Genomic DNA, 18,089 nt, shown 5'->3' with positions numbered 1-18,089 from the left:
CTACCTTCGCAGGACGCTCATGCCGCTGACAGGATTGTCCTGTAGCACCACCGTATAGCCGCGGGCGTTAATGTCCTGTTCGTCGGAAAGGGGCACGGTGAAACTAAAGCAGCTGCCTTCTCCGGGTTTGCTTTCAAACCAGATGTGGCCATGGTTGCGCTCTACGAAGTCTTTCGACAGGTGCAGCCCGAGACCGCAGCCCTTTTCATTCCGTGTGCCGGTGGTGGAGTAATATATATTGGAGAAAATACGATGCTGATCATCTATAGGGATGCCGGTGCCATTATCTTTAACGGATACCTGGGCTTCTCCCTTGTCCAGCTGCGCTTTGAGCACTATCTCACCGCCGCCGGGCGTAAACTTAATGGCATTGTTGATCAGGTTACGCAGCACCAGTCTGATCATGTCGGGGTCAGCATATACCAGGATGGCGCTTTTCAGCTCGTGGGTAAGCTTCACATCTTTTTGCCGGGCCATCGTCTGCAGCAGTTCAAACTCCTGATTGAGCAGCAGGGTGAGGTCGAAATCATCCGCTTTAACACTGATGCCCTTCATCTGGTTGCTGGCCCACTGCAGCATGTTGTCCATCATGTACGCGGTATTTTTTACATCTCGCCACAGTTCATCTGTATAGAAGCGGAATTGCTGGGCATCGATCTTTTCATCTTTCAGGAGAAACAGCAACCCTTCGAGAATGGCCAGTGGTGACCGCAGGTCATGGGATATCACAGAGAATATTTTATCCTTTACCTGATTGAGATTTTCGAGGGTGGCGTTTTGTTCGAGAATGATGTGGTTTTGCAGAGACACTTCCTGGTTCTTGCTGTTCAGCTGCTGGTAGAGTTCCTGCTGGTGTTTGTACAGCCGGTATACCATGGCGGTGATCAGCAGGAGCGCGAGGAACAGGGCGGCGCCGGACAATACCAACACCCGCTGTTGCTGGATGGTGGCCAAGTGCAGCTGTTGTTCCTTTTTAAGCATCACATTTTCCCGTTGCTTTTTCTCCGCTTCATATTTCATCGTGGAGCGGCTGATCTGCCGGATCTTTTCGATATTAAAGTAGTCGATGTTGCGTTCGCTGAATGCCTGATAGTGTTTCAGGGCAGAGGCGTAGTCGTGCCGCGCAGAATCCAGTTTGGAGCGGATCTTATAATAGATCATCTCATTTTTCACGTTGCCCAGCTTTTCGTTGATCGCCAGGGCAGTGTCCAGGTTCTTTTCCGCGCTGTTCAGGTCGCCCAGCAGGGTCTGCACTTCCGCCAGGTTGAGGCTGGCCTTGGTGATACCGGGCTGGTTGTCGGTGTTCTTATAATACTGTGCCGACAGCTCATGATAACGCAGTGCGGTCTCATAACGATGCTCGAGCATGGCCACGATCCCCATGTTCTCATAGGTATAGGCCAGCCCGCGCTCATCGCGCAGTGACAGTTTAAGCTTCTCGGACCTGGTTAAATATAGTAGCGCGGAATCGGTTTGTTTCAGGGCGATGTAGGCAGAGCCAATATTATTAAGGGTTTTACTGATCTCGGGGATTTCTTTTAGTTGCTCTTTTATCTGAAGGGATTTTTGCAGGTAGACCAATGCGTCCCGGGGATTGTTTTGTTCCGTGAAGATGTTGCCCACATCATTGTTCAGAATGCCCAGGGTGCGTGGTTCTCCCTGTGCCTCTGCGAGTTTCAGGGCGGAGAAGGTAAGCTGCAATTGTTTGTCCAGATTGCCTTTCGTATTTTCTACGAGGGCAAGGTTACGGGTCGCCCATATTTTTCCTTTGACATAACCGAGTTCATTGCTGATCTGGAGAGCTTCTTCTCCCAATCGTCCTGCAATGCCTGCATCTTTGGTAAAGTATAGGCGTGATAGTTGGTTCAACAGGTTCACCCTGAGGGTGTCCCGCTGAAGGTGCGCATTAAGGTTGTGCTGCAGGCTGTCTATTCCGCTTTGTTGCGCTCTGGTGGCAGGGGACAGGAGCAATAAACATAGGGGAATAAAAATACATTTTTTCAAAGGTATGGCCGGCAGCATAAGGTATTATTGTTGGCTGTGACATAGTAGAGCGATTCGGGGACGTACGCTTTAATTATGGCATAAAAATAAAGATAAAGGAGGACGATTCAAAAGAACAGACAATAAAATGTGATCGCAGACGTGTGATTTTTGTGTTATACTCCCTGAAATCCGAATACAGTCGTATCTTTCCGGCAAACGAGGCCTCTACCGGTAACGGATAAACTTGTCGAGGGCGCCTCGTTCCCTAACATCTTAAACATCAGTCCATTATCATGAAACCGGTCATTACCATCGAATATTGTCCAAAGTGTGGCTGGCTGCTTCGCGCTGCTTATATGGCGCAGGAACTGCTGACTACTTTCACGGCTGAACTGGGGGGAGTAACGCTGCGTCCCAGCGAAACTGCCGGTACCTATACGATCTTTCTGAATGAGCAGCCGGTCTTTGACCGGAAAGAAGCCGGACATTTCCCGGAAATAAAATTCCTGAAACAACTGGTGCGCGACCTGGTAGCCCCCGACAAACAATTGGGCCATTCAGACCGCTAAGGGAATTACAAATGACGAATTACCAATGACGAATTACCAATGACGAATTGAGGGCTGTTTATGGCAAGGTTACTTATTAACCGCCCTGATAGGGATTCCTCAATTCGTCATTGGTAATTCGTCATTTGTAATTCTTTATGGTGTACATTTGCGGCCATGTATAAAGCACTTACTATCACGGCGTTGTTCGTTTCATTGGCCATCGGTACCCAGGCGCAACAGGATACAGTTTCAAAGGAAAGTACGCCCCCTCCGGCGGACAGTCTTGCATTCCGGAAGCGTAGTTTTTTCCCGCTGCCGGTGTTGGGTTATTCCCAGGAAAAGGGACTTGAAATTGGCGCCGCCATGTTGTATTCCTTTTATACAGACAACAAAAACCCGGATATCACTACCCGTAACTCCACGCTGAACCTGATTCCGGCTGTTACCACCGAGAGCCAGTTTAAAATAGACCTGAAGGCCAATATCTGGACCCGTGGTAATACCTGGCATTACAAAGGCAACCTGCGGTATCATAATTTCCCGCTGTACTTCTTCGGTATCGGTAACGAAACCCGGCACGATGACCGCTCCCTGTTAAATAATACCCGCTATAAAGCGCAGTTCGAAGCGGAACGGCGTATCACCGGCCACTTCTATGCCGGCGCCTCACTGTTATACCAGAACGATTCTTACAGCAGCAAGGATGATAAAGGTATTTATAATACCATGTCACTGGTAGGCAAAGAGGGAGGCCATGTAACATTCATCGGCCTCACCGGTATCTTCGATAACCGCGATAACCAGAACTATACCCGCAAAGGTTGGTGGCTGCGGTTGAATGCGGCGTATGCGCCGTCATTCGTGAGCTCAGAGCCCCTGTTCAAACTGGAAGCGCAGGGCGCTCACTTTATTTCCCTGTCTCCTAAAAGCACGTTGGGCCTGAATGGCGTGTTTAATAGTCTACAGGGCGACAGGCTGCCTTTTTATCTGTTGCCTGAAATGGGGAATGATAACATGATGCGCGGCTATTACACCGGCCGTTACCGTGATCAGAACTATCTGGCAGGGCAGGCGGAATATCGTTACCTGATCGATCCTAAAATGCATATCAAAATATGGTTTGTAGACATCCGGCCGAAATTCGCACTGGCCGCGTTTGCCGGCGCGGGCTCCGTGTTCAACAACCACAATTTTGCACTCAATGGCTTTAAGCCCAGCCTGGGCGGTGGTATCCGTTACTTCTACGATGAAAACGCCAAACTGACTATTCGTATAGACTATGCCGTTGGGGAGAAGAGAGACGGCGAGTCCAGACAGAAAGGCCTGTATCTGTCTCTGGCGGAAGCTTTCTAAACAGTTTGGTGAGATGCTTGTTATTTGATAACAATTCGTTAATTTCCGATAGGTTGAAAAACCATCTCACCAAAACCACTGTTTATGAAAAAAGTGCACCTGTTTTCAGCCACTATGCTGGCATTAACCCTTGCAGGAAGCGTCCAGGCCCAGGAGCTTACCGGCAAACATCCACAACAATCAAAATTTTATCTCAAAGTAACCGGTGGTTACTTCTTCAGCGTTTTCCCGGGACAGTTCCCGAACGTTGGCCCATTTCCGCCGCAGGACCTGCATACTGAATACAATCCTACCCGTCCCAATCCGCTGGACACCATCAGCCGTAAAGTACTCACCGGCTCCTATGGCGAAGGCGCAAGAGGAGGGATCGCAGTAGGGTATAACATCAACAAGTATATGGCTGTGGAAGCTTCGTTTAATTACTACCACAGCCGAAAGAACCTGATGACGAAAAATCTCACTACACTGGCCGGTAGCGGCAAACAACTGACCAGTGTGGAATCGCACGGATATGTAAACGCGATCGACTTCGCGCCCTCACTGGTGTTGAACCCCGGATTTGAGAAGGTAAATCCATATGTGCGTGTAGGTTTCGTGATACCGTTATGGGGCCGCCTGCACATCGATACAGACGTGGACCAGCTCACCAGTCCGGCAGGTATTCCTCCCGGTACCATGGTGCAAACCATTATCCATCGCAAAGAAGAGGTGAAACCTAACATCACCCTCGGCTTCCAGGGCGCTATCGGTGTATCCTTCTACGTGAGTCCCCGTATCGATATCTTCGTGGAAGGAGAATATCGCAATGTGCCGGTAAGAAGTAAGGAAAAAGACGTCACCGCCTTTGAGCAAACCAACAATATCGTCAATGCTACTACCGGCGCGGTGGTGGCGCCAGTGCCTGGTCAACCGACCCGCAGCCTCGGTGACCTCAGCGTGGCGGAGAGACACACCAAATACGTTACCACGCTGGATAAAAACTCCAACACGCCCATCAATCAGATCGGTAGTAAAGTATATTACAGGAACGACAACGAACCTTCCAACGACCTGAAATCATATATCAATATCGGTGGACTGGGCGCCAATGCAGGCATCAAAATAAAACTCTGATAAGCTGATTTACCGGATGATCGAAGATCAATAGAGACTTCCATCCACCAGAGTATATAATGAAAAAGCTGGCGTAAATAGCCAGCTTTTTCATTATAAGACAACAAATCACCTCGTAGCCCGGGGCTGAAGCCCTGGGACGCGGGATTATTCATACGCAGACGCCTCATTCAGCAGATGAACAGCATCTGCATCCAGCTGTAGCTGAATCCCGCTGATAATATCCTGTAGCTGTGCCACGCTGGTGGCGCTGGCGATAGGCGCTGCGATGGTAGGGCGGGTGAGAAGCCACGCCAGCGAAACACCAGCCGGCGTACTGTCGTACCGGTCGGCTACTTTGTCGAGCGCAACAAGGATACGCAGGCCTCTGCTGTCCAGGTAGCTGAGTGCTTTTTTACCGCGGGCCTTGCTTTTTTCTATGTCACCTTCATGGCGGTATTTGCCACTCAGAAAGCCGCTGGCGAGTGAGTAGTAGCTGATAACGCTCAATCCGTATTGCTCACAGAGAGGCATATACGTTTTTTCAAAGCCGGCGCGGTCGTAGAGATTATATTCCGGTTGAAAGGTATCGTAATGCGGCAGTCCGTTGCGGCCGCCGGTTTTCAGGCTCTCCTCCAGCCGGGCAGCGCTCATATTGGATGCGCCGATGGCCCGCACCTTACCGGCTTTGATCAACGCGGCATAAGCCTCCAGCGTTTCTTCCACCGGTGTACGGGTATCATCGTAGTGAGTCTGATAGAGGTCGATGTAATCGGTTTGCAGCCGTCGTAAGGAGTCCTCTGCAGCCTGGATGATATAGGCTTTGGTGGTATTAACGCCCTGGCCCATATCGGCGCCCGCTTTGGTGGCGATCAGCACGTCGCTGCGTTTGCCACTTTGTTTCAGCCATTTACCGATAATGGTTTCGGACTCTCCACCTTTGTTGCCGGGCACCCACCGTGAATAAACATCAGCGGTATCTATTAGGTTGAATCCGCTGCTGGTAAAGGTGTCCAGCAGTTGAAAAGAAGTGGCTTCATCCGCAGACCATCCGAATACATTCCCGCCAAAGGCAAAGGGGGCCGCTTCCAGCCCTGATTTTCCAAGTTTCCGTCTTTCCATAAAAATTAAATTTTGAAGCGCCTGTAATAATTCCTCCTGCTAAATTAACTACTTTTAACGTCGGACTTTTCATTTTGTACCCCTGCTGATAAACAACCATCCCCATAACCCCGTTTAAAGGGATGAAGGACAATGCCTGACGGTGTCCTCAGCTAATTTCACTACATTTGGTGATCAATTTTACTCTATGATGCTGCCAACAGGTATATCACATGCGGACTTCAACTGGCTGACGAGCGAATTCGGACAGCAGGGTGGTAATTCTCATATCGATACAGAAGAAGATGTTATTCACGAAATATTTCCTGATAAGGTGGTGATTGGTACACGCTTTCAGAATTGCGCTACCTACGAACTGTCGTTTGAAGGAGAGGAACTGATCGTGAAAAAGAGCCGGCTTGACAACTACAAGCTGGGAGACGCGGCCGTCATGATAACCGATGATCTGCTGGCCGAAGACGTGGAAGAGCTGACACTGCGCTGGAATGCCATGTTGAGGGAATTGAAGATGTTCGACAAATTAAAAACGCAGGGTAATGCGCGGGAGCTGCTATCCCAGCTTTACCTGGATATTTTTGAAGAAGAAGAGGCGGAGGAACAGATCAACAATCTGCCGGACAACGTGCCTGCCAATGTAATCGCCATATGGGAGGAGCTGCAGGTAGCGTTGCAACAAACCGGTAATCTGACGGATTTCGAATGGAGGACTTTGTCGGACGAAGGCGTGTTTGCACTCAACGAACTGTCGCCGCTGGTGAGAACAGGTGCGATTCTGGAAGCGCCCACACCGGAAGAATATGAAGAGATACAGGCCGCGGAAGATTTCGCCAAGGCGCTGCTGGACCATTTTAATGAACAACTGGAAGCCTTTGATCTGAAGATTGTCGCTATCGGACCGGCACTGGATGAATACCAGTCATTTGCCTGTTTCCCTATGCAGGACTTCCGTCTCGCCAACGCAATGTTGAAGATGGAAGAACTTTGCCTGGTCTGCTTTTTCTGATTTTTCGGGTATTAAAATATGATTAAAATGTGATGAGTGGTCTGGTAAAAGCCAGTCGCATTCAATATCTTAGTGGACATTAAGTTGGTTGGATGTGAAAATACTAAGGCTGCTATTCCTTGTACTCATTACTGTCTGCGTGCTCCCACAAGTGGAGCAGGGCGATAGTTATGCACGTTCCCGGAACAACCAGCATACTTTCAGTATCACACAGTATGTGCTGAAACATACTCCCCGGTATAAGACGACCATCAGGAAGTTGAAACGTCGGCCGGTAGGCATCAACGACAGTCACAGCCAGGTATGTTCCATATACTGTTCTGCTCTTCCCCCGTATTTTGTTTATGTAGATGATACCCGTACAGGCTATCACTATAATCCCTATCTCAACGTTCCTGTTCCCCTCCGCAGCTGGCGAGGCCCGCCTGTAGCAATTTAGGGATTTTTTGATGTTGGAATTTTTTGATTTTTGCGGTGTAGGGATTTTTTGATTGTGCGAAAGCATCGTCTTCGTTAGTCAACAATCCTCCAATCCTGCAATCACCAATCTCTCATCTCCCATCCCCCAAATCCCAAAATCCGAAAATCAAGAAATCGTTAATGATTTACTAATCTTTTCAGCGAATTATGCGTATACATATGACCGCGAAAAAGAGGTATGGGCTATTGCTATGTCTGCTGCCATTCACTTCTTTATTCGCCGGGCCGGTCGCAGACAGCCTTTCCCTTAAGCAGGCTGTAGACCTGGCCCTGACCCATTATCCTGCCGTGAAAGCGAAACAGGCACTTGTGAAAGCAGGAGAGGCCAACGTGACGGACGTAAAACACAACTGGTATCCGGCCCTCAGACTACATGAACAGGTAGATGCCGGTACCGATAACAGCATCTACGGTTCCTACTTCACCATGGGTATGATCCCTTCCACCTCCGGTGGTATCCGGGCAGACAACAATGCGGCGCTCATGAGCGGTAATATTGCCATGGCGGCTATGCAGTGGGAGATCTATAACTTTGGCGCCTACGGCACGCAGAAAGCCGCCGCCCGCCAGGATTTGCATGTGAATGAAGCAGATCTGAATAACATGACCAACCAGTTGACCGTAACCGTAGTCCGCGATTATCTCGAACTGTTACGGCTAAACGAACTTCAGCAAATACAATCAGACAACATCCGGCGTAATGCGGAGATGGCCCGCGCGGTCACCGCTATTGTGCTGCACGGCCTGAAACCCGGTGTAGACAGTGCTATTGCCGCGGCGGAGTTATCCAAAGCGCGCCTGAGCCTTCTGGAAGTATCCAACCGGTACAATCAGGTACGCATCGAACTGGCTTCCCTGACGGGACTGGATACCGCCAGGGTATTGCCGTTATTCGGAAGTGGCGCCACCTTGCCGCAACTGTTACAGCCAGATTCGCTCCAGCCGGCCGACAGCCATCCGCTGCTGGAGTATTACCATGCCCTCTATCAGCGCCAGCAGGCGCAGGAACAGGTGGTGCGTAAACAACAACTGCCGAAAGTGAACCTGATGGCCGCCGGATGGATGCGCGGCTCCAGCGGCAGCTTCAACGATGTGTATGATAAAAATCTCTTCAGCGGCCTGGGTTATAGTCGTTATAACTACCTGCTCGGCCTGGGCATCACATGGAACGTGGCCGACCTGAAACACACGCGTGATAAGATGGCCGTGCAGAAGCAGAAATCTGTCGCCGCAGCGCAGGAACTGGAAACTTCGCGTACTAACCTGCAAAGCCTGTATCAGCAGGCGCAGGCCGACATTGTAACGGCACAGGCTAAACTGAAAGAACTGCCGCTGCAACTACAGGCCGCACAGGCTGCCGCCAAACAGAAAATGGCGCTGTACAAACATGGTCTTACCAGTATCATCGAAGTCACCAACGCTTTGTTTGTGCTGAACCGCGCGGAGACAGACCTGGTACAGGCCCACGACGAAGCCTGGAAAGCGCTGTTCCGTGCGGCTTACGCCGACAACAACCTTGGACAGCTGATCAGCAGCCTCTGAGCATGATACCGGTTTTCATTTTAAAGTAACGCTTATGTCTTTAGTCTCTTCAGCCCTGAAAAAGCCGGTCACGGTGGTGGTGCTCACCGCCGGCCTGTTGCTGTTTTCAATTCTGGCTATATTCAGTATACCCATCGATATATTTCCCAAACTGAACCTGCCCACTATCTATGTGATAGAACCTTATGGAGGCATGTCGCCCAAGCAGATGGAAGGCTTTTTCGCTACCCGTTTGCAGGACCAGTTCCTGTATGTGAACGGGGTGAAAAACATCACCACCAAAAACATACAGGGGTTAACGTTATTAAAACTCACGTTCTACGAAAGTACGGACATGGCGGAAGCTTCTGCCCAGGTAGCCTTGCAGGTAAACAGGGCCATGAAGTTTTTCCCGCCCGGCGCATTGCCGCCACAGGTACTGCGTTTCGACGCGTCGTCGCTGCCGGTAGGGGAACTGGTTTTCAGCAGTCCCGATAAATCATTGAAGGAAATTTATGACCTCGCGGCTACCCGTATCCGGCCTATGTTTGCTTCGGTGCCGGGACTGTCGGCGCCACCGCCCTTTGGGGCCAACTCCCGCTCGGTAGTGGTGAATGTGGACCCACAGCGCCTTCGCAGCTTCAACCTGTCGGCCGATCAGGTGGTGGAGGCCATCGCCAAAAACAATGTGATGACGCCCTCCGGTAACATCCGGATCAACAATACCATGTTCGTTACCACCATCAATTCCCTGGAAAAAGAAGTGACGGACTTCGGGGAGATACCGATTGTTACCAAAGGCAACGCCACCGTGTTTATCAAAGATGTAGCCCGCGTGGCGGATGCGGCAGACGTAACGGTAGACTATGCGCTGGTGAATGGTAAACGTTCTGTATACATCCCGGTGGTAAAAACAGCAGATGCCTCCACCTGGGACGTGGTGAAAAAACTAAAAGCCAAACTACCGGAGATGCAAAGCCTCCTGCCGGATGATGTCAGGGTGTCTTACGAATTTGACCAGTCCGTATTTGTGATCAATGCCGTGAAAAGCCTGATCACAGAAGGTTTGCTGGGAGCGCTGCTCACAGGGCTCATGGTACTGCTGTTCCTGCGCGACCTGCGCAGCTGCCTCGTGGTGGTGATCACCATCCCGATCGCCGTGCTGTGTGCGGTGCTGGGGCTGCAGCTGGCGGGACAGACCATCAACCTCATGACGCTCAGCGGACTGGCACTGGCTATCGGTATTCTGGTAGACCAGGCCACGGTGACCATCGAAAACATACACCAGCACCTCGAAATGGGCAAGCCCGTGAGGCGTGCCATATACGATGCCTGCGAGGAGATCGCTTTCCCGCTGTTGTTGATTCTCTTGTGTATCCTCGCCGTTTTTGCGCCATCCTTTATTATGACGGGCGTGCCCCGCGCGATGTTCCTGCCGTTGTCATTGTCCATCGGCTTTGCCATGATCGCCTCGTTCTTTGCGGCGCAGTCACTGGTGCCCGTGGTGTCCAACTGGTGGCTGAAAGCAGAGAAGTTCAGTCATGGCCACAGCCATGCCGGACTGGCGCTGGATAATGCTGAAATAAAGGAAGTAAATGAGCACCTGCAGCACCAGGAGGCGATGCCGGAAGTGAAGAAAGACGGCTTCGAACGCTTCAAGGGACGCTTTGTCCGCGTGCTGGAAAACAGCATGAAACGTTCCGGACTAATTGTGGGCATATATGTGGTGGGCTCGCTGTTGCTGGCTGGTGGTTGTTATTGGTGGATAGGAAAGGACCTCATGCCGCACGTGAATGCAGGACAGTTTCAGTTGCGCCTGCGTATGCCGGACGGCACACGGCTGGAGCGGACAGAAAGTAGTTTGCATGAAGTGCTGAACATCATTGACAGCACTGTCAACGGGCACGTGTCTATCAGTTCCGCCTATGTGGGCCTGATTCCCAGCAGCTATGGTACCAGCAATCTTTACATCTTCAATAGCGGTACCCACGAAGCAGTGTTGCAGGTAAACCTCGAGGAAGATTACAAAGTCGATATAGAGCAACTGAAAGATCGGCTGCGGGCCAATATTACGGCCAGGATCCCGGAGATGCGGTTGTCATTTGAACCGATAGACCTCACCGAGAAGATCATGGCGCAGGGGGCTTCCACGCCGATAGAGCTGCGGGTGGCCGGTAAAGACATGAAGCAGATTGCCGGTTATGCCGAAGGGCTGGTGTCGCAGCTGAAGCAGATACCCTTTCTGCGGGATGTGCAGATAGCGCAGCCACTGCATTTCCCGGTGATCAGTATTGAGATCGATCGTCTCAAGCTGGCGCAGATGGGACTGAATATTTATCAGGTGGCGCGTTCGGTAACGGCTTCTACATCTTCCAGTCGTTTTACAGAAAAAAACCAGTGGCTGGATGAAAAGGTGGCCTATACCTATCAGGTGCAGGTACAGGTACCGGAATACAGCATGACGGCCATCAACGATTTAAAAGAGATACCGCTGGTACCGGGCCAGCCACGGCCGGTATTGGCCGATGTGGCCAGTTTCCGGACAACAGAGATGCCCGGGGAATATGACCGCGCCGGTCCGCGTAGGTTCGTGACCGTTAGTGCCAATATCACAGGTAAAGATCTGGGTGCTGCCACGGCTGCGGTGCAGCAAGTCGTGAAGGACGCTGGCACGCCGCCTAAGGGACTGGTCGTGGAACTGAAAGGCGCCTCAAGTTTGCTGGTAGACACGCTGGAAAGTCTGGAACGTGGGCTGGCTATGGCGGTGGTAGTAATTTTCCTGCTGCTGGCGGCAAACTACCAGTCCTTCAGGTTGTCGTTGGTGGTATTGGTGACCGTGCCTGCGGTAATTGCCGGTGCTTTGCTGGCGTTGCTGATGACGGGTGCCACGCTCAACCTGCAATCTTACATGGGGATGATCATGTCTACCGGTGTATCGGTGGCCAATGCGATTCTGATTGTCACCAACGCGGAGAAACTGCGGTTGTCTTACCGTGATGCCGGCAGGGCCGCTGTGGTGAGCGCGGGTATTCGTTTGCGGCCTATCCTGATGACGAGCTTTGCGATGATAGCGGGTATGATACCCATGGCCACGGGCCTTGGGGAGGCCGGCGATCAGACTGCCCCACTTGGCCGCGCAGTGATAGGAGGCCTGATTGCCTCCACATTGGCTGCTTTGCTGGTCCTGCCGCTGGTATATGCCCGGATGCAACGGAAAGCCACGCTCGAATCTCCTTCTTTAATGCCTACAGATCTTTAATTCAAAATAAAAAATTATATATATGAAAAATATGACTGCTAATTGGATGATGTTGGGCCTGGTGGTGGCACTGGCCGCCTGTCATTCGGCGGCTGCACCTGAATATAAACCGGTGGCGCATGAACGGCAGTACCAGTTTGCCAAAGTTGTACAACAACCGCTGTCGGGCAGTATCCGGCTACCAGGCACCCTGGAAGCGTTTCAGAAAGTGAGTATCTATCCCCGTGTGAATGGTTTTGTCAGCCGCATCCTGGTCGACCGGGGTTCCCGTGTGAAAAAGGGACAGGTGCTGCTGGTGCTGGAAGCGCCGGAGATCACGCAACAGTTTTATGCGGCCAAGTCGAAGTACATACAGGCGGCCGCCATGTATGCAGCCAGTAAAGATAACTACGAACGTACCATCGCCACTGCTGATGAAACGCCCGGTACTATTTCGGCGCATGATCTGGAGCTGTCCAAAGCCCGCATGCTGGGCGACAGCGCCCTGATGAACAGTGAACAGGCTAATTTCCGCGCCCGGGGTGTGATGCGGGACTATCTCACGGTAACGGCCCCTTTTGACGGCGTGATCACAGAAAGAAATATCCACCCCGGCGCATTGGTAGGCCCGGATACTAAAGTGGGCGACAAACCCATGCTCATGCTGGAGCAGGAAGATAAGTTGAGGCTCGTATTGCAGGTGCCGGAAATTTATAGCGGCCAGCTGATGGGACAGTCCATGGTGAATTTCAGTGTCAATGCGATGCCGGGGAAAACTTTTAAGGGGGCGGTTTCCCGTGAGGCGGGCACCTTAAACGATCGTTTTCGCTCCGAAGCGGTAGAGGTGGATGTAGAGAATACTTCCCGCGTGCTGAAGCCGGGCATGTATGCGGAAATTACGATGCCGGTCAACGGTTCCGCGGCGGCCCTTGTGGTGCCTGCATCTGCGGTGGTAATGTCTACGGAAAAAAAGTACGTGATCGTGGTGAAAGATCATCGGACACAGTGGATAGATGTACAGGAGGGCAATCATCATAACGATTCCACCGAAGTATTCGGCAATCTGAAAGCAGGAGATGAGGTGCTGGTGAATGCTACCGATGAAATCAAGGATGGTATTACCATTCACTGATAATGCCGGTTTAAAAACAAACATGCCGTCCCGATGATTCGGGACGGCTTTTTGCTAACTGTTCCGTCTATATTGATTTCTTTTGTTCCTATTGAAAAAAGGGAACGGTAACATCCACCTAGTAATCAATAACGGATATTTACCTGTTGTTCAACTAAAAACTTTATGGTACATGAATATCCTGACATGCCTTTCGACATGGATCGTTGTAAAACTGAAATAATGGAGGAGTGGTTAAATTAGACTGCTCTGCAATAATTAATATTTTGTCACGTCGGGCCAACAATTCCCTGGATGATCATGATGGATGAACTCAAAGTGGTCAACGCCAATAGCTGTTTGTCAAATCACAGAATAATTATAAAACTGTCTCGCTTGCGTCATTGTTTAAATAACACGAAACGTTTTGAAATTGTTGACAAGAAATAAAAATTACAGATTGAACAGTTCTTTAATGCCGAGGGCCAGCATTTGAACGCCGATTACAGCGAGGATCAGTCCCATCATTTTCGTTACTACCATCATGACGTTGGTACCGATAACGCGGACAATGCGCTCGCCGGCGATGAAGAGGAGATAGGTGATGTAACATATAATGGCGTATACGCCCATTACAATGGCAAGATGGGTCAGGTCTTTGGCAGCGGAATAGCTCATGGAAGTGGTAATGGCGCCCGGACCTGCCAGCAAAGGCATGGCAAGAGGGGTGATGGCCACGCTGATGCCCTGGTCGGCCTTAACAGGCTGGTCGCCCAGTTTCTGCGCCTGTGCTGTTTCTTCCTTGCTTCTGACCATCTCATATCCGATCACAAATACCAGTATACCGCCGGTAACCCGCAGTGCCGCCAGGGTAATCCCGAATACGTGGAAGATCAGTTTGCCGGCCACACTGAAAACAACGATGATGCAAAAAGCTATCAGCACCGATTTGGTGGCGATATTGCGTTTGGCTTTTTTATCCATGTAGGACGTCAGTTCCATGAAAACCGGTATAGCGGAAATCGGATTGACGATAGCCAGTAATCCCATGAAGACGGTAGTGGCAAATGCAAAGTAGTTATCGAACAGAGACATCATACCTCAATATAGGAAATTTATTAATTCGTAATTTCCCAAAGTTCAATTTCCCGGAAGAATATTTTTTTATTGCCGGATACGGGGTAGCTGCCAGTTGTAGCGCAGGCTCAACAGGCGTATGCCCACTATAACGGTAACGGATATACTCTGAATAACGCCACCGGGCAACGGGGTGAAAATACCGGCCAGCACAAAGAGGGAGCCGCCCGCAAGAGAAGCTACTGCATAGATTTCCCGGGTAAAGAGGATGGGTTGTTCGCCGGTGATCACATCGCGTAGCAGTCCGCCGAAAGCACCGGTGATAACCCCTAAGGCTACACACACAGGAATAGGCAGTCCCGCAGCAATACCTTTATTGATGCCGGTAATGGTAAACATACCGAGGCCGATGGCATCGAAGATGTTCAGCCAACGCTGAAGTATTTTCACGTAGGAGAAGAAGAGGGCCGCGATAACAGCCGCCAGAATGATGGCGGTGTTGCTGAGTTCATCGGTCATCCAGGCTACCGGCGTAGCACCAATCAGCAGATCACGGATGGTACCACCGCCGATAGCGGTGATAAAAGCCAGGGCCAGCAGCCCGATAACGTCGTAGGATTTATTGATGGCGGCCGTTGCACCCGAAACGGCAAAAGCAAAAGTGCCGGATAACTCCAGCCCCTGTATGTAGGTGAGTGGCATTCCCCTGTCTGATTTTCGCGCTAAGATAATCAGTATAGCGGAATATCCGCACTACCGGCGGAATATCAATAATCGTAATCGTATTCGCCACGCAGGGTACGCTCTATCTGGTTACGCAGGTCGTTGCTGAAGCCTTCCACTTCAATTTTGGGTTGGTGATCGAGATTGATACGGAAACGGCCTTTTTCAAGCGCCAGGAGGTCATATATGTCTTCCAGCAGGGCATACAGCAGTTTCCTGGTGTTCTCTGCTATCTGAGCCAGAAAAGTGTCTTCAAACTGAAAGAATTCGCGGTCTTTATAAGATAAGGTAACTTGTATCATAATCAAATGGTTTTTCCAGGATTTAAGATCGTTTTAACAGTGTTGATCAGTTGACTAACGAACTGATAATCATTAATTAATTATTAATATTTGCATAAAAATAGAAAAAAAGAAATAATTTTTTTCCTACGTGTTTGGTTTTTTATCCACATTTGGCAAAAAATGTTAAAAAAGGTTATATCTTCAAAAGTTGACCTTCCGACGCGCTTCCTGCTCCGCTGGCCATAATCTTGCTTTTTACTTTTAAAAATTTGGTTACCATTGTGTTTTATATATCCACAATGAAGAAAATAACACTATTGGTCGCCTTGTTGGTGGTGAGTTCTTTCACCATATTCGCACAACCAGGCAAAGGAATCAGATGGTCACGCGATGGTCGGGCCACTTTAAAGGCCGAACCGCAGGGCATTGTTGCTACGCCGTTATCAGGCGCCGAACCTACGGTCATGGTACCGGCCGGAAAGTACACCCCCGCAGGCGCGGCTAAAGCATTACCGGTCCGGGACTTCTCTTTTTCAGCAGATGAGAAAAAATTGCTGATCTACACCAATTCAAAAAAAGTATGGCGTTATGAAACCCGCGGTGACTACTGGTTGCTGGACCTGACCACCGGCAAACTTCAGCAGTTAGGCAAAGGTCATGCCGCATCTTCCCTCATGTTCGCCAAGCTGTCGCCGGACGGTACGAAGGCCGCCTATGTGAGTGAACATAACCTCTACGTGGAAGACCTGGCCACCGGCGCCATCAAAGCCCTCACCACCAACGGTACCCGCCGTTTCATCAACGGTACGTTCGACTGGGCCTATGAAGAAGAATTCGGTTGCCGCGACGGCTTCCGCTGGAGCCCCGACAGCAAAAGCATCGCGTACTGGCAGATTGATGCCACCAAAATCCGCGACTTCCTCATGATCAACAATACCGACTCTATCTATTCCTTTAACGTACCGGTAGAATATCCTGTGGCTGGCCAAAGCCCTTCTGCCTGCCGCGTAGGGGTAGTGGACATCGCTACCGCAGATACCCGCTGGATGAACGTTCCCGGTGATCAGCAACAACATTATATCCCCCGGATGGAATGGGTGCCCGGTAAAAAACAACTGATCATTCAACAGCTCAACCGCAAGCAGAACGAAAGCAAAATCATGCTCTGCGACGCTACTAACGGTAAAGTACATACGTTGTATGAGGAAAAAGACAGCGCCTGGATCGACGTGAAATCCCGCTGGGATGACGACAACATTGCCGGATGGGATTTTATCCGCCATGGCAAAGACTTCATCTGGGTAAGTGAACAGGACGGATGGCGCCACCTGTACAGCATCTCCACTGAAAGCGGCAAAGCTACGCTGCTCACACCCGGCAACTACGATGTGATCACCATCTCCAAAATAGATGAAGCCGGCAGCCAGATCTGGTTTACCGCGTCACCGGACAACGCGGTGCAGGAATACCTCTATCGCATACCACTGAGCGGTGGCAAAGCGGACCGTATCACGCCCGCCGACCAGCCGGGCTCACATGAATACAACATTTCACCTTACAGCAGCTGGGCGGTGCATTCCTTCAGCAACGCCTGCATGTATCCTGTCAGTGAAAACGTGGAGCTGCCGGCACATAAAAGCAGCGCGGAAGTGGGCCAGGCACTGAAACAGGCCGCTGCTGCCGGTAAATGCGTGGAATATTTCGAAGTGCAGACAGCTGATGGCATCAACATCGGCGGCTGGATGCGTAAGCCTAAAAACTTCGATCCTTCCAAAAAATACCCGATCGTATTTTATGTATATGGTGAGCCTGCCGGCGCTACCACCCGCGATGTAGCCGGTGCAGGCCGTAACTTCCTCTATGATGGCGATATGGCGGCCGATGGTTATATCTACGCTTCCATGGACAACAGAGGCACGCCGCTGCCTAAAGGCCGCTACTGGCGTAAAAGCATCTACCGTAAGGTGGGTGTGCTCAATGCGCGCGACCAGGCACAGGCTGCCCAGGCGCTTATGAAAAAATATGCGTACATCGACCCGGCCCGCACGGCCGTATGGGGCTGGAGCGGCGGCGGTTCCATGACGCTCAACCTCATGTTCCAGTATCCGGAGATCTACAAAACAGGTATCGCTATCGCCGCTGTCGGTAATCAGCTGACCTATGATAATATCTATCAGGAACGTTATATGGGCTTACCGGAAGAGAACCGGGAAGATTTTGTAAAAGGCTCGCCCATCTCTTACGCTAAGAACCTGCAGGGCAACCTGCTGTACATCCACGGCACCGGAGATGATAACGTGCACTATCAGAATGCGGAAATGCTGCTCAATGAACTGATCAAATACAACAAACAAATTCAGTTCATGGCCTATCCTAACCGCACACACAGTATTTCAGAAGGAGAGGGCACTTTCACGCATTTATCTACCCTGTATACGAACTACCTGCGCGCACATTGCGAACCAGGAGCAAAATAATTAGTCATTTGGCTATTTGATTATTTTCTTATTGGAGATCCGATGAACAAATCATTTGATCAAATAACCAA

Annotated in this window: 14 protein-coding genes; 9 read left to right on the top strand and 5 right to left on the bottom strand. The window is 50.6% G+C overall.

Annotated features, from left to right (window positions below):
• Window positions 1-1,971, bottom strand: a complete 1,971-nt coding sequence (locus tag ICL55_RS07425; RefSeq protein WP_188095475.1) for a tetratricopeptide repeat-containing sensor histidine kinase — start codon at window positions 1,969-1,971, stop codon at window positions 1-3.
• Between the two features lie 308 nt (window positions 1,972-2,279).
• On the opposite strand from ICL55_RS07425, the gene ICL55_RS07420 reads away from it, so the two are divergent.
• From ICL55_RS07420 to ICL55_RS07410, 3 genes are all read left to right on the top strand, one after another.
• Window positions 2,280-2,555, top strand: a complete 276-nt coding sequence (locus ICL55_RS07420) for an Rdx family protein (protein WP_188095473.1) — start codon at window positions 2,280-2,282, stop codon at window positions 2,553-2,555.
• 156 nt (window positions 2,556-2,711) lie between these two features.
• Complete coding sequence (locus ICL55_RS07415; protein WP_188095471.1) at window positions 2,712-3,890, top strand: BamA/TamA family outer membrane protein; 1,179 nt, start codon at window positions 2,712-2,714, stop codon at window positions 3,888-3,890.
• Between the two features lie 84 nt (window positions 3,891-3,974).
• Window positions 3,975-5,003, top strand: a complete 1,029-nt coding sequence (locus tag ICL55_RS07410) for an outer membrane beta-barrel protein (RefSeq protein WP_188095469.1) — start codon at window positions 3,975-3,977, stop codon at window positions 5,001-5,003.
• A gap of 147 nt (window positions 5,004-5,150) precedes the next feature.
• Here the strand turns inward: ICL55_RS07410 and ICL55_RS07405 are convergent, their stop codons facing one another.
• Window positions 5,151-6,104: an aldo/keto reductase gene (locus ICL55_RS07405; RefSeq protein WP_188095467.1), complete on the bottom strand. Its 954-nt coding sequence runs from the start codon at window positions 6,102-6,104 to the stop codon at window positions 5,151-5,153.
• A gap of 187 nt (window positions 6,105-6,291) precedes the next feature.
• On the opposite strand from ICL55_RS07405, the gene ICL55_RS07400 reads away from it, so the two are divergent.
• The 5 genes from ICL55_RS07400 (at window position 6,292) to ICL55_RS07380 (ending at window position 13,478) form a co-directional block, all read left to right on the top strand.
• Window positions 6,292-7,107 carry a DUF6630 family protein gene (locus ICL55_RS07400; RefSeq protein ID WP_188095465.1) on the top strand — a complete coding sequence of 272 codons (816 nt, stop codon included), beginning with the start codon at window positions 6,292-6,294 and terminating at the stop codon, window positions 7,105-7,107.
• A 94-nt stretch (window positions 7,108-7,201) separates the two neighbouring features.
• Window positions 7,202-7,546 carry a hypothetical protein gene (locus ICL55_RS07395; RefSeq protein WP_188095463.1) on the top strand — a complete coding sequence of 115 codons (345 nt, stop codon included), beginning with the start codon at window positions 7,202-7,204 and terminating at the stop codon, window positions 7,544-7,546.
• 188 nt (window positions 7,547-7,734) lie between these two features.
• Window positions 7,735-9,129, top strand: a complete 1,395-nt coding sequence (locus ICL55_RS07390) for a TolC family protein (protein WP_223151351.1) — start codon at window positions 7,735-7,737, stop codon at window positions 9,127-9,129.
• A 34-nt stretch (window positions 9,130-9,163) separates the two neighbouring features.
• Window positions 9,164-12,367 carry an efflux RND transporter permease subunit gene (locus ICL55_RS07385; protein ID WP_188095460.1) on the top strand — a complete coding sequence of 1,068 codons (3,204 nt, stop codon included), beginning with the start codon at window positions 9,164-9,166 and terminating at the stop codon, window positions 12,365-12,367.
• Window positions 12,368-12,389: 22 nt separating this feature from the next.
• Window positions 12,390-13,478, top strand: a complete 1,089-nt coding sequence (locus ICL55_RS07380) for an efflux RND transporter periplasmic adaptor subunit (RefSeq protein WP_188095458.1) — start codon at window positions 12,390-12,392, stop codon at window positions 13,476-13,478.
• A 432-nt stretch (window positions 13,479-13,910) separates the two neighbouring features.
• On the opposite strand, the gene ICL55_RS07375 is transcribed toward ICL55_RS07380, so the two are convergent.
• The 3 genes from ICL55_RS07375 to ICL55_RS07365 form a co-directional block, all read right to left on the bottom strand.
• A complete protein-coding gene (locus ICL55_RS07375) occupies window positions 13,911-14,555 on the bottom strand; it encodes a MarC family protein (protein WP_223151349.1) in 645 nt (214 codons plus the stop codon).
• Window positions 14,556-14,621: 66 nt separating this feature from the next.
• Window positions 14,622-15,236, bottom strand: coding sequence for a trimeric intracellular cation channel family protein (locus ICL55_RS07370; protein WP_188095456.1), 615 nt, complete (start codon window positions 15,234-15,236; stop codon window positions 14,622-14,624).
• A gap of 65 nt (window positions 15,237-15,301) precedes the next feature.
• Window positions 15,302-15,559 (bottom strand): hypothetical protein, encoded by a 258-nt coding sequence (locus ICL55_RS07365; protein WP_188095454.1) that lies wholly within the window; start codon window positions 15,557-15,559, stop codon window positions 15,302-15,304.
• A gap of 281 nt (window positions 15,560-15,840) precedes the next feature.
• Here ICL55_RS07365 and ICL55_RS07360 point away from each other — a divergent pair, with 281 nt between their 5' ends.
• Window positions 15,841-18,018, top strand: coding sequence for a S9 family peptidase (locus ICL55_RS07360; RefSeq protein WP_188095452.1), 2,178 nt, complete (start codon window positions 15,841-15,843; stop codon window positions 18,016-18,018).
• Window positions 18,019-18,089 lie beyond the last annotated feature (71 nt).

The organism is Chitinophaga varians (assembly GCF_014529945.1).
GTDB lineage: Bacteria > Bacteroidota > Bacteroidia > Chitinophagales > Chitinophagaceae > Chitinophaga > Chitinophaga varians.
The sequence above is the reverse complement of the archived record's forward strand: the minus strand, read 5'-3'. Positions and strand labels throughout refer to the sequence as shown.

Coding starts and splice junctions, on each gene's coding strand:
- ICL55_RS07420 (WP_188095473.1), top strand. CDS start 2,280: ATGAAACCGGTCATTACCATCGAATATTGTCCAAAGTGTGGCTGGCTG.
- ICL55_RS07415 (WP_188095471.1), top strand. CDS start 2,712: ATGTATAAAGCACTTACTATCACGGCGTTGTTCGTTTCATTGGCCATC.
- ICL55_RS07410 (WP_188095469.1), top strand. CDS start 3,975: ATGAAAAAAGTGCACCTGTTTTCAGCCACTATGCTGGCATTAACCCTT.
- ICL55_RS07405 (WP_188095467.1), bottom strand. CDS start 6,104: ATGGAAAGACGGAAACTTGGAAAATCAGGGCTGGAAGCGGCCCCCTTT.
- ICL55_RS07400 (WP_188095465.1), top strand. CDS start 6,292: ATGATGCTGCCAACAGGTATATCACATGCGGACTTCAACTGGCTGACG.
- ICL55_RS07390 (WP_223151351.1), top strand. CDS start 7,735: ATGCGTATACATATGACCGCGAAAAAGAGGTATGGGCTATTGCTATGT.
- ICL55_RS07385 (WP_188095460.1), top strand. CDS start 9,164: ATGTCTTTAGTCTCTTCAGCCCTGAAAAAGCCGGTCACGGTGGTGGTG.
- ICL55_RS07380 (WP_188095458.1), top strand. CDS start 12,390: ATGAAAAATATGACTGCTAATTGGATGATGTTGGGCCTGGTGGTGGCA.
- ICL55_RS07375 (WP_223151349.1), bottom strand. CDS start 14,555: ATGATGTCTCTGTTCGATAACTACTTTGCATTTGCCACTACCGTCTTC.
- ICL55_RS07370 (WP_188095456.1), bottom strand. CDS start 15,236: ATGCCACTCACCTACATACAGGGGCTGGAGTTATCCGGCACTTTTGCT.
- ICL55_RS07365 (WP_188095454.1), bottom strand. CDS start 15,559: ATGATACAAGTTACCTTATCTTATAAAGACCGCGAATTCTTTCAGTTT.
- ICL55_RS07360 (WP_188095452.1), top strand. CDS start 15,841: ATGAAGAAAATAACACTATTGGTCGCCTTGTTGGTGGTGAGTTCTTTC.